The sequence below is a fragment of the uncultured Maribacter sp. genome (assembly GCF_947500985.1).
GTDB lineage: Bacteria > Bacteroidota > Bacteroidia > Flavobacteriales > Flavobacteriaceae > Maribacter.
This window is the reverse complement of sequence record NZ_CANMTX010000006.1, coordinates 122,616-138,628: the sequence shown is the minus strand read 5'-3', so window position 1 is coordinate 138,628 and position 16,013 is coordinate 122,616. Positions and strand designations below refer to the sequence as shown.

Here is a 16,013-nt window from a genome sequence, read left to right as displayed (position 1 = left end):
GTAGTATAAAAATTAAAAGCATCAGAATTTAGATAAATTCTGATGCTTTTTTTATTAATGATAGGTCAAAACCTAGCGAATCAAACTAAAATGACCTTTAAACTGAATGTTTCTATTGTCATCTATGGCATCGGTATATTCTATAACGAACCAATAATCAGATTCAGGTAAAGATTCTCCATTATAAGTTCCATCCCATCCAGCACCGAAAGGATCTAAGTAATGTACCAGTTTACCATGTCTATCATATATTTCAGCAACTACATTGCTGGTTAAATTAGGGTCTGCTAAACCTAATGGAAACCAAGTGTCATTAGATCCGTCTCCATTAGGTGAGAAGTATGTAGGATAGTTTACAATAAGAAAAGGCTCACTTTCTAATGTACTACCGCATCCTTGATTTGATCTAACAAATATGGTGTGCAATCCTCCGACCACATTTTGAAAGAAATTATCCGCTTGGTATGGTCCGTCGGGATTATCTAAGCTATACTCGAAATTGGTATAAGCGAAAATATCATCATTGATAATAGCCCTAACCCGATTACCAGAGTTTAATTCATAACCTTCGGCTGTAATTTCAACCTCTATATTTTGTGCTAAAGGGGCATCTGTAACGTTAACAACATACTCCAGACTTCCACCACAATTAATAGTATTACCTATAGTAAATATTCTAAGGCTATATTCACCAGGTTCGGTAACATTGAAAATAGCCTCTTCTATTCCATCTCCATTGCTATCGTTATTCGGTGTCCAGTCATAAATATAACCAGTACCTAGGTCAGTACCTATAGGAACAGCGCTGCTTACCCCATTCGAATTGGGACAAAGTGACACTTCGAAAGGAAGGTCTATTATTGGTTTTTCTAAAATAGTAACATCAAATTCAGATTCTGAAAAACAATCTGTGTTATTTGGTGATTGTGCAAAGATATATATGGTCTGACTTTGATTTATTTGGCTCCCTTCAGCTAGTAATTGGCCTGTACCATTTGGGCTTGTGTAATAGCTATTGTTAGCGTTTAAGTTGGGTAGTATATAAAATTCGCAACCTTCAACGTCGCTCAATGTATCCGCTACTGGTACTTGTTCAATCGTTAAGGTTACTACAATTCTATTATCACCAATACAATCTGTAATGCTATCACTTGCTTCAGCATAATACGTATACGTACCTATAGCTGAATCGGTAGGTGTAAAGTTAAGCCCACTAGCTATACTTGCGCCTCCTGTAGCCGTAGTATACCAATTAATCGTATCTCCGGTAGCTCCTAAAGAAACTTCTAAGTTAGGGTTTGGTGAACCTTCACATATAGTTTGGTTTATTGGGTTAACGGCATCATCTATAATAGGACACGAACAATCTGGTGCAATAACTGTTAAAGTAGCAATACAACCATTATTGTCTGCAGTGATGGTAATAGAACCTGTAGTTGATGGAATGTCAATAACACTGTTACCACTGACTGTACCAGCAGATGTTGTTATAACTGCTGTCGTATTACTATTTGAAAATTGAACAGAATAGGTGTTTAAATCTGCACTACAAGTGGCTGAAAGTAAATTTATTACGGGGGTTTCGCTAATAGTCACTAAGAAACTGTTTTCATCAAAACAGTTAGGTGTTGTTCCCGATTCTGAATAAATATAGACTGTTTGGGTAGTTGTAATATTTGAGCCTTCGGTTAGATTGGTTCCAGTAGCACCAGCCCCAGTATAGTAGAAGTTATCTGCAGATAATGCAGGCAGCGTATACAAGGCACATTCATTAATGTTTAAACTGGTATCAGCTATAGGCATTGGGTTGATAACCAACGTAACTGGTATTCTATTACTTGTACATCCTGAAGCAGTTTCAACAGCTTCTGCATAATACGTGTATGTGCCAACCACAGTTTCTCCGGTTGTGTAAATCGTTCCATTACCTAAAAGTGTACCTGCCGTACTTGCATCATACCAATTTATGGCATCACCATTGGTTCCTAAATCTACAGAAACATCTGGAGTAACAGCTCCAAAGCAGATAGAGGGGTTATTTGCATTTATAGGGATATCAATAGTAGGACAAGAGCAATCTGGAGCCGTTACAGTAAAATCTCTGATACAACCATTATTGTCCACTGTGATTACTAAATCATTTCCTGCGGTTATTCCTGTAACTGTAGTGCCAGAAAGAGTACCTTCACTAACTGCGGTTATATTTCCAACATTTAAAAGTATATCAACATCATAAGTTAAAAGGTCAGCTGAACATATTCCCTCTGTTGCTAAGTCTAATTCAGGTATTGTATTTACTGTAACCGTAGCAGAAGTGACTGGTACTAGGTTAAGAGTACATGTGCCACTTTCAACACTACTTATTTCCATAGTCACATCTACAGTAGCTGCAGCAGATGTTATAGTTTCAATTCCCGTTGCATCTAAAGTTACAGGTATATTGGTTGTGCCGCCATCAAGGGAGTATGTAATGATATCTCCCGGAGTACCTGTAATAGTAAACTCTGCATCTTCACCCTCACAAATATTGGCTGTTGTGGCGACAGGAGTAATAGCTGTTGGTCCAGCAGTTACATTAAGGGTTGCTATAGATTCTTCGTAACAAAGATTATCATCTCCCATGACACGAACCCTATATTGATAAGAGTCTTGTGCTATTGCTACCCCAGCAATGGTAAGTTCTGTTGTAGCTGTGCCCGAGTATGGAGCCACTTCTGTAAGTAATACAAAGGTGGTGCCGCCATCGGTACTTTCGTACCATTCATATACTATGGTTGGGTTTGGGGCTGGTCTTGATGCCAGCACTGTAAATACAGCGTCTTCTCCTTCACAAACTACAGTTGGGTCTGTTAGTTGTGTGTCAATTACTGCTGGTAAAGAAACTACTCTTACCCCTGGGTTTAATGGGAGATTAGTATATCCAGCCACACTTGTTACGCGACCATTATTATTGTCTACTGTGGGAACACCAACTCCTAATACTCCGTCCCGATCATCATCAGAGTAACCTGCCTCGATACTGTCTGGGCAACCATCATCATCTGAATCTGAATCTAAGCAGTCAGGAATTAAATCACCATCGGTGTCGCGACTAATTCTAAAATGATCATAATTTCCTGCTTGTTGATTTAAACCTACATCTATGGTATGCGTTATTCTAATTCTTATATCATTTCCTATTGCGGGAGAACCTACAGGTATTTCGTAACTAATTGAAAAATCTGTCCATGATCCATTAGGTGTTTCTTCCGGTAGAATAGTTAAATCATAACCTAATGGATTAAAATTGTTGCCACCATCTGCATAACCAATTTCAATATAACTAGTCCCGTCATTTCTAAATTGATCTTCATAATCTAATCCATCACCAACAGCTAAAGTAAGTATATAAGTTCCTTCTTCTAAGGTAATTCTAGATTCCGTTTGAGTAATAGTTACATCACCATGAAGAGCTAAAAATGCATCGTAAGCGCCATCTGGTTCAGGAAAATCTTCTAATAATGTACCATCGGTTGCATAATTAACACTATAGGGGTCAGGATTAGGTCCTAAGAAATTATCAGCATTTGCTAAATGAACAAAAGCATCACCTGCTCCTGTTTCCGTATACCAGTAATCTACCACGGAAGTAAAAGGAGTGTCGGTTCCACCTAATAGAAAATTGTTTGTCGGTATTTCAAAATCCCATGGTTGACGTAGAAAAGCTGTGTTTATAAGTTCGCAATCCTCATCAACATCTAAAATACCGTCATTATCATCATCTTCATCAATATTAGTCTGTAAAGTATTGCCAGCATCATAATGAAAGTAATTTCCGTCTTCGACTAAATCTCCATCGGTATCTAAGGGATTACATGTAATGTTATTTGTGTTATCCCATATTTGGTTTCTTGGACCTGTATAACCCGTAGCTGCCCCAGTGACTAATCCGTTACCATCAACTGTAGTACCTAAGACGCCTCCACCAGCATCAGTATGCCCAGCTTCTACAACATCAAAACAACCATCATCATCACTATCTAAATCTGTGCAATCTGGCTCACCATCGCCGTCGGTGTCAATTTTTAAAATGAAATTATCAAAAGTAGTCTGTGAGGTGTTATTCAATGAAGTGTCATCATGTGTTATTCGGATAGTAACTCCTTGTCCAAAACCAGCTGATGCTGTCGTAACTGGTACAGAAATACTAAACTTAGACCAAGTACCGTTGGGTGTTTCGTAACTTTCAACAGTATAATCTCCAGCGGCAAAAGCTGTGAAGGTTGTTCCGTTAGAATATCCAAGTTCAACAATAGTACGGCTATCATTGGAAAATTGAGGAGCGAAAGGAATTGGGTCTCCAATTGAAAATTCTAAAATATAAGTTGCTTCTCTATCATAAGTAGCCCAAACCTCGTTTAATTGTATGGAACCATCACCATTTATAAAGCCAAATGAATTACCTTCCTGGGCAGCTGTAAAATTAGTTCCGTCTATTGTTTCTATTCCATAGTTTGTTCCTGTAACCACTTGCCAACTTTGAATAGGGTCTGCAGGTAAATTATCAGTTTCAAAGCTAAAATTTGGTACAGGAATTTCGCATTCATACCTATCTAAAATACCGTCATTATCATCGTCCAAATCTACAATGTCATCTTCGCCATCATTGTCAAAATCTAAATCTTCGGTACAAATATTTATGCTATTACTTAATACGGCTTGGTTTATTCCAGTATAACCTGTTCCTATTGGAGTGACTGTACCATCTCCATTTGGACCGGAATTTGCTAAAATTCCACCACCTCCGTCGGTATGACCTGCTTCAATAACATCAGCACAGCCATCATTATCAATATCATCTTCAAAACAATCTGGAATGCCATTTGAGTTTCTATCTTGACGAACTTGCACAAGATCATAATCTCCACCTTGTTGTCGTAATGCTACATTTTCTGTGTGTGTAATTTGTATTAGAATACCTTCGCCTATAGCGGGACTTCCGGCCGGAATATTTGTGGAAAATGTAAAGTCTGTCCATAAACCATTAGGTGTCTCATAGCTTTCTACCGTTAGGCTATTTACAGTTTGAAAACCACTACCATTGTCATAACCAATTTCAATTAACGACTGACCATCATTACTAAATGGATTGTCAGTTTCTATCCCATCTCCAATTTCTAGACTAGTAATATAATTTCCTATTCCAAATGCAGCACTTGATTGATTTAAGGTGATTACAGCGTTACCGTTAATAAAGGCAATAGTATTATCATCAGGTATTGAATAATAATTTGTGGCGGTAGGTATTTCAATACCCCAAGCTATTGTGCCTGCATTATTAGAGTTAGACCACCCGGTAATAGGGTCACCAGCACCTCCATTTTCAAAACTATTATTGGTTATAACAATATTACATTCATTGTCATCAAGAATACCGTCATTGTCATCGTCTAAATCATCTTTATTTAAATAGGTGTCGCCATCATAATCTAAAATGATAGATCCATCTTTAGCGTCGTCAACAACATCATCTCTATTGCCAGTATATCCGTCTATACCAGTTATAGTACCATCCGCTAAGTTTATTACCCCATCTAAAATGCCATTATTATCTGCATCTGTATATCCAGCTTCTAATACGTCGTTTATTCCATCTCCATCGGAATCGATTTCAAAACAATTCGAAATACCATTTCCATTTGAATCAAGTTCTAATCTTATATTATCATAATTACCAGCTTGAGCTCCAACCGCTCCTGTGTGCGTAATTCTTATAAAAATACCTTGACCTAATGCAGGGTCACCTGCATTCAATACTGTTAGTAACTCAAAATCATTAAATGAGCCAGGGATGGTTTCTGTAGCGCCATCAATAATACGTGAGTTTACAGTTATAAAAGTTCCTAAATTATCATAATAACCCAGTTCTATAATACTTTCCGCATCATTTCTAAAAGCATTTGTATTGTTAATTCCATCACCAATTGCTACTGTAAGAAGATATCCTCCTTCACTAAAAATACCAACCAAATTGGTTGTTGTAGCTTGAGCAACAACCCCAGGGTTAGTATTCATGTAAAAAAAGTAAGTTCCATCAGGTGCAGCTGTATAATTACTAGCTTCAGTATTATGAAGTCCAGTTCCATTGCCACCAATTATAGTCCAATTGTCTGCTGCGGGGTATGGAGGGGTGAATCCAGGGGCCTCAAAACTAAAATTTGGAATGGCTATTTGACAATCATTGACATCTAAAATACCATCATTATCATCATCTAAATCTACGTTGTCCAAAACTAAATCACCGTCGTTATCTTGAGCAAATAATGTGATCGTTGAGAAACATAAAAAAAATAATACTAAATATAATGTTCTGTGTAGCATAGTAGTTATTTATAAAAACCGTATCAATCTAAGGGGTCAGAAAAAGATACGTAGTAAAAATAGGTAGCAATTTACCCAATGATTTCATTAATCGCTGAATCGCAAAATTACTAGATAAGAGCCTATATATACTATTAATTTTTAAATGATTATCAACAAAAAAGGTCAAGAACAGTGTTCTTGACCTTCAAATACTTCTTAACAAAGAAGTTGTTATTTCTTACCTATTTGGTAATACGTAAAGCCTTTTTCTGGCATATTCAATGATGTATATTGGTTTCTGCCATCAAAGATTATAGGTTCTTTTAGTCTCACTTTTAATTCTTCAAAATCTGGAGATCTAAATTCTTTCCACTCTGTTAAAAGTATCATGGCATCCGCATCTTTTAACGTATCATATTTAGAATCAAAATAAGATACATTTTCTACATCCTTTAAATAGTGACTTTTTGCTTCGTGCATTGCTTTAGGGTCATAGGTGTTTATTTTAGCACCTCTTTTAACAAGATCCTTAATGATATAGATTGCTGGAGCTTCTCTCATATCATCTGTCTCTGGTTTAAAAGCAAGACCCCATATAGCGAATGTTTTGCCAGATAAATCTTCTCCAAAGTGTTTTACAACCTTATTTGCAATTACGAATTTTTGATCGTTGTTTACTTTTTCTACAGCGTCAATTAATCTAGGAGTATATCCGTGTTGTTGAGCAGAGCGTTTTAATGCTTTCACATCTTTTGGAAAACATGAACCGCCATAACCGCTACCAGGATAAATGAAACTATATCCGATCCTACTGTCAGAACCTATACCAACTCTTACTTTATTTACATCTGCACCTACTAATTCGCATATATTGGCAACTTCGTTCATAAATGAAATCTTAGTTGCTAACATAGCATTCGCTACATATTTTGTCATTTCTGCAGAACGCACATCCATAGAAATCATTCTGTTCTGTGTTCTGAAGAATGGAGCATACAATGTTCTCATTTGCTCTTCAGCCTCAGGTGTTTCTACACCAATAACAACTCTGTCAGGTTTCATGAAATCGCTGATGGCATCTCCTTCTTTTAAAAATTCAGGATTAGATACTACTTCAAAAGGGATGTCAATACCACGTAAATCTAAACGTTCTTGAATTTTGGCCTTTACCTTATCTGCAGTACCTACAGGTACAGTAGATTTATCTACAATAATAAGTTTTTGCTGCATGTGATCACCAATATCTGAGGCAACCTGTAAAACATATTGTAAGTCGGCAGCTCCATCTTCACCCATTGGGGTACCAACTGCTATGAATGCAATATCTGACTTTTTAAGTGTTTTAGCCAAATCAGTACTAAAACGCAATGTTTTATTTTCATAATTCCTTAAAACCATCTGTGTTAAACCTGGCTCATATATTGGAATTATTCCTTTCTCTAGATTTGTTATTTTATTCTGGTCAATGTCAACACAGGTTACTGTGTTTCCCATTTCAGCAAAACAAGTTCCGCTTACTAGACCAACATATCCTGTTCCTATAACTGTTAAATTCATTCGGTAATTTTATTTTCTGGCACTAAAGTTAATAACTCTATTTATAATTGAAAAATATATCGTTTTATTGGCTTATAAACGTGCTGTATAACCACTTGTTAGTTTTCCTTTTATATCGTAAACCAATGTGTTTTCGTTTTTATAGCAAGATAAGTCTTCTTTCAAAAATTTGTCATGTGCAACAGCCAATACAATGACATCATATGTGTCAGTAGGCTTTTGCTGTGATGTTTCTAATCCATATTCATGCTTTACTTCTTCTGGGTCTGCCCAAGGATCATATATTGTGGTGTTAACTCTATAATCATTTAAGTTTTTAACCAAATCAACAACTTTTGTATTTCTAACATCAGGACAATCTTCTTTAAACGTAACTCCAAGAATTAATACTTTAGCATCTTTAACTTGTAGGTCATGTTTCAACATCAACTTAATGATTTGAAGGCTAACATATTCGCCCATACCGTCATTGATTCTTCTACCAGCCAAAATTAAATCTGGATTATAACCATTTTCTTGAGCTTTCTGCGCTAAATAATATGGGTCAACTCCAATACAATGACCACCAACAAGCCCTGGTTTAAACGGTAAAAAATTCCATTTCGTACCTGCTGCTGCTAAAACATCATTAGTATCAATATCTAATAACCCAAAAATTTTAGCCAATTCGTTCATGAAAGCGATATTGATATCTCGCTGTGTGTTTTCAATCACCTTTGATGCTTCTGCAACTTTAATAGTAGGGGCGAGATGGGTACCTGCCGTAATTACAGATTTATATAATTCATCGACCTTTATACCAATTTCTGGTGTAGATCCAGAAGTGACTTTTAATATTTTTTCTACTGTATGTTTTTTGTCTCCCGGATTTATACGCTCTGGAGAATACCCAGCGTAGAAATCTTTATTAAAAACCATATTGCTGGTCTTTTCTATTACAGGAATACAAACTTCTTCGGTAGCACCAGGGTATACGGTTGACTCATAGATAACGATATCACCTTTTTTAAGAATTTTACCCACAGTTTCACTCGCTTTAATTAAAGGTGTGAAGACAGGTCTCTTAGTGTCGTCTACAGGGGTAGGGACAGTGATGATATAATAGGTACAATCTGCTAAGTCATTAATTGATGTGCTACAAATTAACCCCTTTTCTTTTTTATCAAAGTTGGTTGTTAAAACTTCTTCAAGGTCCAAGTCTGAAAGTTCAAGAGTAGTGTCTTTTCCTGACTTTATTTCATCGACTCTCTTCTGACTGATATCAAAACCTACAACCTTATACTTTCTTGCAAAAAGTGCAGCTAAGGGAAGTCCGACATATCCTAATCCTATAATTCCTATTTTCATTCCTTAATTTTATATAAATGTTCTGTTCTATCCTTTATTTATAACGGCAATTGAAATCGGGGAATTTTATTTTTATCGGACTTTATAAGTTTTTATTTATAAAAATTAGTATACCACTTTACAAACTGATGAATTCCAAATTCAATATCTATTGTAGGTTGGTAATTGTAATTCTTTTTTAATTCCTCAATATCTGTCCAAGTTTTATACACATCACCATCTTGCATCGGCAACATGGTATAAGTTGCTTTTTTATGCAACTCTTTTTCTAAAATATCGATGAACTTCATCAATTTTACCGGTTTGCCATTTCCTATATTATAGATGGCATTGTTGTTATTTTCTGAATTGCTTATAAAACCTTTCTCAACTATTTTATTGATTCCGCCAATTACATCATCTATGTAGGTGAAATCTCTTTCAAGCTTTCCATTATTAAAAACAGGAATACTCTCATTTTTCAAAATAGCCTCCGTAAACTTAAAATAGGCCATGTCTGGTCTACCCCATGGTCCATATACGGTAAAAAACCTTAATCCGGTTGTCTTAAAGTTGTATAAATGACTATAAGTATGTGCCATTAGTTCATTGCTCTTTTTTGTGGCAGCATATAAACTGACGGGACTATCAGTAAAATCGGATGTTTTAAATGGAGTAGTGGTGCTATTACCATATACACTTGAGCTACTTGCATATATTAAATGAGGAACCTTAGTAGTCTTGCAACCCTCTAGAATATTGAAGAAACCTACAATGTTGCTGTTTATGTATTTATCAGGATGTTCTAGACTATACCGTACACCAGCTTGGGCTGCGAGATTACAAATAATATCAAATTTGTTTTCTTTAAATACATCACTTATCGTAACCGCATCTTCCAAATTACATTTGATAAATTTGAAGTTTTTGTAAGCGGTACTTTGAATATAATTATTGTCGTCTTTTATATTGTCTTTTGGAATACCTAGTTCCGCTAACCTGGAAAATTTAAAGCCAACATCATAATAATTATTAATGTTGTCCAAGCCAGTGATATGATGCCCAGATTTTAGTAAAGAAAGCGATAAGTGATAGCCAATAAAGCCAGCAGCGCCAGTTACAAGTATTTTCAAAACCTTTAAATTTTAAGAGATACAAATGTAACTATTGCGGTAACAAAATGCTTTGTTACCGCAAGATTAATAGAAGTTAAATGTTCTAGTTAGCTTTTATGATTTTTTTATACGTGAATTCATTTGTCTCTACTCTGGTAATTTCTATTAAATATAAACCATTGGACAAAAATGATACATCAATTGCAATTTCTTCAGGATGGTCTTCATTCACAATATTTTGAAATACTAACTTTCCATAAGAATCATAAAACCCTAACGCTATAGATTCATTCATAAAATCAGAAAGATTAATATTTAGATTTTCATTACCTACAGGATTAGGGTACACTAAAATATCTTTTAAATCAGCATTATTAAGGGTTGTATTTGTTGTTATAACAGTTATTGTTAGATTAGTTGTGGCTGTTACCCCTTCTTCATCTGTAACTGTTAATGTTACTTCATACGTGCCTATTGCATTGAAGGTGTGTGTGGTAGTTATACCGTTACCTTTTATACCATCACCATAATCCCATGCATATGAGCTAATACCCTTGTCATCTGAAGATCCTGATGCATCAAAAGTTACAAGTAAAGGTGTTTCGCCATTTAATGGGTCAGCAGTTGCCAAAGCTACTGGTGCTAAATTGGCAGTTTCATTTGTAGATACGGTAATTTCTATGACAACAGTATCTGTTAGACCTTCGGCATCGATTACGGTTAAAACTACATTATAAATACCCTCTGTTTCAAATGTATGCGATGTTTCGATACCAGTACTTATGGAAGATCCATCACCAAAATTCCATGAATAGGAGGTAATTGCAATATCATCTGAAGAAGCAGAAGCATCAAAATTAACGGCTAATGGAGATTGTCCATTAATTAAATCCGCTGTAGCTATGGCTACTGGAGCTTGATTTTCAGCTGCTGCGGCAATAACATTAATCTCTAATGTTGTAATGTCTGATAAGCCTTCTTCATCGGTTACCGTAAGTATAACCTCATATATTCCTTCTTCAGTATACGTATGGGAAGCTACAATGCCCGAGCCAGTTGTTGAACCATCATCGAAATTCCATGAATAGGTCACAATTTCATTATCATCCGAAGAATCCGATGCATCGAAATTCACTAACAATGGAGCTTCTCCGGTTAAAGGTGTCGCATTTGCAACTGCAATTGGTGCTAGATTACCAGTCGTAGATGGGGATACTGTAATTTCTACAGTAAAAGTATCAGTCAACCCTTCTGCATCGGTTACTGTTAAAATTGTATTGTAAGTACCAACGGCACCAAATGTGTGTGTTGTATTGATACCTGTAGTGCTTGCCGAACCATCATCAAAATTCCACGAATATGATATAATTTCATTATCATCTGATGAACCTATGGCATCAAATTCTACCACTAGAGGAGCTTCACCACTTAAAGGAGTAGCCGTAGCCAAAGCTACAGGAGCTATATTACCTGATTCAGATGGAGTTACTATAATTTCAATAATAGAGGTGTCGGTTAATCCTTCGTTATCAATAACCGTTAGAACTGCATCAAAAGTGCCTTCAGAGGTATAGGTATGTGATATTAATATTCCGGTTGCAATTGCAGAACCGTCACCAAAATCCCATGAATAAGATAAAATACCGTTATCATCAGAAGACCCCGTTGCATCAAAATCTACCAATAGAGGAGAGCTACCCGTTAATGGGCTTGCGATTGCCAAGGCGGTTGGAGCTAAATTAGTAACAGTAGTTGGTGAAACTACAATTTCTATTGTTTCAGTATCCATTAATCCCTCAGCGTCTGTAACCGTTAATATTGCATTATAAGTACCTTCATCGGTATAGGTGTGTGATATAAGTGAACCTGTTTCATTTGCAGTACCATCACCAAAATCCCATGAATAAGAAAAGATTCCGTTATCATCTGTTGATGCAGAAGCATCAAAATCTATTAACAACGGAGTTTCACCACTTAATGGGGTTGCAGCAGCAACTGCAGTTGGTGCAGTATTGTCTGGAGCACTCACTGTAATTAAAATATTTTCTGTATTCGTTAAATCAGCGGAATCTGTTATAGTCAGTTTTGCAGTAAAATTACCAACCAATGTATAAGTATGGGTAGAAGTTATTCCAGAACCCATTGTTCCATCTCCATAATCCCAGGCATAAGAGACGATAGCATTGTCTCCAGAGGAACCAGATGCGTCGAATGATACATCTAATGGTGTATCTCCTATTTGAGGTGTCGCAACAATATTAGCAATAGGAGCGCCACTAGAAGTGATTTCAATTGCCTCGGTATCAGTGCCACCGTCATTAGCTGTAACGGTTAAAACAACATTATAAGTTCCAGAATAGATGAATGTTTTGTCAACATTTATGCCTGTGGCAGTTGTTCCATCTCCAAAGTCCCAACTGTATGAGGCAATGTCTGAATCATCAGTTGAATCAGAACCATCAAAATTTACTTCTAATGGAGCGCTTCCGTTGGTTGGAACAGCAGTAATAGCTGCAACCGGTGGGGTGTTTCCTCCATTTTGAGATAAATTTACAATAGTCAGGTTGTCATAAAATACAGTACCAGCATTATTGGATGCATAATTGGTATAAAGCCAAATATTCAATGAAGAAATACCGCTAGGAACAATAAATGTGTCCTCGAAATTTGTCCAGCCAGTACCATAGGTATAATCGATAAGTGCGCTATTCGCTTGGTTGTCTTGATTTACCTCAATTCTAGGTACACCGTCTGTGCCATCTGCATCTAAAGAAATCAAAATTTCATCTCCTACATTTATTCCCAAAGTGGTCAAATCTAGCTCAATTTCATGTCTGGCATAAAGTTCATTATCATCAGCGTTGACCAATCTAAGCGCGCAGTCCGAACCATTTGTATTATCTGGTGAGCCAACCGCTATTTCAACTTGGTTAGATGTTCCTTTTGGTAATGTTATTGCATTATCTTCATTTATCAATTGATTCGGACAACCATCAGTTTCGTCAATTACAGTTACCTTAAGGTCAAATACCACTGCACAACCTTCTGGAGTAGTTAGTACGAACTGTCCCGCGTTCGATGCGTCAACAAGACCATTGTTTCTTTCAGGGTTATCAAATGGAAACACATCGGTATCTATCTGATAAGCATAATTTGCATTTGCACCGGAATCGAAGGTAGTTCCGTTTTCTTGAGGAGTGGTCACGTAATATTGATTTCCCGTTGTTACCGCTCTAATGTATATGTCGCCGCCTTCCTGTATAGTTAGAGAATTTCCGGATAACCATGTTCCGCCAGTTCCTATTCGATATTCTACTTCTATAGTGCCAGGTGCACAATTCACTACTTCCGTATTTCCTGTATCTATACCCTGTTTATAATATTCGTATATCTCGGATTCTCCCAATACTTTGTTGAATATTTTTAGCTCGTCTATCTTTCCGTTGATCTCGTCTGTAATACCGCTACCGTTGGCATAGCTCGGTAAATTGGTCGCCGATCTGTCGTCGAAAAATCCCGAAGTTGTGAAATGAGACCTCAAGCTGCTATCGTCCTTGAACGGTATAGTTCCGCTCAATGCCTTCCATGAAATCAGTTCTCCGTTGGCATAGAGTTTTGCGGTAACCCCGTCGTAGGTGGCTGCCATATGCACCCAGGTATCCATAGGGGCAAAGCCCGCGTAAAGGTCCACAGGTCCGTTATCGGTCACGAAGGCCCATTTGTACAGGGTGTTGTGAAAGCCGAAGAAAAGGGTGCTCGTATAATCGTGGCTTAGTAGACCTACGTTGGCCACTTTGCCGGTATCCGGTATGGTGCTCCCATTGGAGTTCCTGTATGCCCAGGACATCACCGTGATTTCGTTATCAAGTGTCTGCAGCGATTCAGAGCTCTGCATGTCTATAAGCGCATTACTGTTATGTTCCAGTCCGTCAAATTCTATGGCACCCCCAATGATTCCAGTGGTCCAATTATAATTCCCTCCGCCGGTTATCGTGTTTCCGTTATCGTCATGTTCTACGATAAAACCGTCGTTATTATATGTGCTACTGTCCGAGGCCGTGTTACCACTGCCATCTTCGAACCTCATATCTACAATTAAATTTTCATTTTCTATTTGCAAGGGAAGCGCACTACCTATTTTTATTGTTGCCGCTTCACTAGGTACTCCATCTGTATCTAATGCAAAAAGCATGTAATATCCGGGAGGTAGAAGTTCACGGTTAGGAATGGAAATATTATAAGTCCCATTTCCAGTAAAATTAACAGGTATTCTTCTTTGCTCATTGTTTGTGCTATGTGTAGCTGCTGAAAAGCGAATTAAACTAAATTCTGTAATACCTGCCGTAGCATTAACGGTAATATCGGTATCATAATCTGCGGTATCGGGAGCATTAAAAATATCAGGTCTCACTGCTAAATCTCCTGAGGGATTAAATAAATATGGAGGACTATAAATTTCGGCATTGAAATGATTTACACAATCTAAAGTGCCATCACAAAGACCTCCGCCACCGACAAAAACACGACCGTCGGTTAATAATATTGCTACACTATGATAAGTTCTAGCCTTTTCCATTGTTGCAACGGTTTCCCAGGTTCCAGGACCACTACCTGGGGAAGGAGTGTACAATTCTGCTTCATAACGAGCACCTACATCACTAAATACTGCTCCATGATCTAGACCGCCAGTAACCAATACTTGACCATTTGGTAGTACCGTACTATTATGCATTGTTCTACTAAAAGCTAAATTGCCGGCACTGATGACACTTGGGGTATCCCCATAAGGCACATTTATATCGATTACATAAGAATTGTCTTTTGCAGGGGTAGTGGTCATTGAGCTAGCCCCATATGATTCTGCTCCTCCAACTTTTAATATTTTACCAATATCAAACATGACAGTTGTACCTTTCATAGAGTAGGTGTCATCTCCTCTAATTCCAGCATCCTCTATCGCTCCTCCAGAAACATCTGGGTCGATCCAGTGCATCATTTCACTTGGACCAGCATGAAAAAGCTTTCCATTTGGTGCCGGCCAAAGCCAAACATGATTATCTACCCTGTAGTCGCCTTGGTCTTCTTTCGAAAGATCGTTTGATGTATAAATGGCATTTCCAGTAATATTAGATAAATTTACCCACCCTGATTCAGGAGTCCATAATTCGGCAGCTTTACCACCATTATTTCCTGCACCACCACTCCAAGATCCACCAACTGTAAAAACAGCTCCATTTGAAAGAGTGGTATTTCCTTGATAGCCTCTTGGTATATTCATGTCTGAAGCACGAGACCAAACACCTGTAATAGGATCATAAATACTAGTACGTTCACTGGTTGAGCCACCTGCGGAAAGTATACGGCCATCCGCCAAGTTATTAATGCCGGGGCAGAACATGTCATGATCTGTTTGTGTAACAGTCTCCCCCAATGCTTGACCAAGACCGCCATTTAAAGTAGGGTCGAAAATTTCAGTGTAGGTCATGCCATCACCAATTTCTATAAAAGTATTGCGGAATTGCGATGACCAAGTAATTAGTCGGCCATCTGGTAAGTTTGCTACGGCAACAGGAACAATGCCAAATGGAATAGGGTCTCCCCATTCACCATCTTGTGCTGGTGTTTGTGATTGCATTGTATTATAGCAAAGCAAAACAAAAAGGAAAATATATA

General features: G+C 37.3%; 5 protein-coding genes. All 5 read right to left on the bottom strand.

All coding sequences use genetic code 11. The features are described from left to right. Positions 1 to 72: 72 nt before the first annotated feature. Entirely contained in the window at positions 73 to 6,360 is a 6,288-nt protein-coding gene (locus Q0871_RS14185) for a T9SS type B sorting domain-containing protein (protein ID WP_299325037.1), read from the bottom strand. Between the two features lie 213 nt (positions 6,361 to 6,573). Next, positions 6,574 to 7,899 (bottom strand): UDP-glucose/GDP-mannose dehydrogenase family protein, encoded by a 1,326-nt coding sequence (locus Q0871_RS14180; protein ID WP_299325036.1) that lies wholly within the window; start codon positions 7,897 to 7,899, stop codon positions 6,574 to 6,576. Between the two features lie 72 nt (positions 7,900 to 7,971). Continuing rightward, positions 7,972 to 9,246, bottom strand: a complete 1,275-nt coding sequence (locus tag Q0871_RS14175; RefSeq protein ID WP_299325035.1) for a nucleotide sugar dehydrogenase — start codon at positions 9,244 to 9,246, stop codon at positions 7,972 to 7,974. Positions 9,247 to 9,338: 92 nt separating this feature from the next. Then, entirely contained in the window at positions 9,339 to 10,358 is a 1,020-nt protein-coding gene (locus Q0871_RS14170; protein ID WP_299325034.1) for an NAD-dependent epimerase/dehydratase family protein, read from the bottom strand. A gap of 85 nt (positions 10,359 to 10,443) precedes the next feature. After that, positions 10,444 to 15,975 carry a PKD domain-containing protein gene (locus tag Q0871_RS14165; protein WP_299325033.1) on the bottom strand — a complete coding sequence of 1,844 codons (5,532 nt, stop codon included), beginning with the start codon at positions 15,973 to 15,975 and terminating at the stop codon, positions 10,444 to 10,446. Between the last annotated feature and the right edge of the window lie 38 nt (positions 15,976 to 16,013).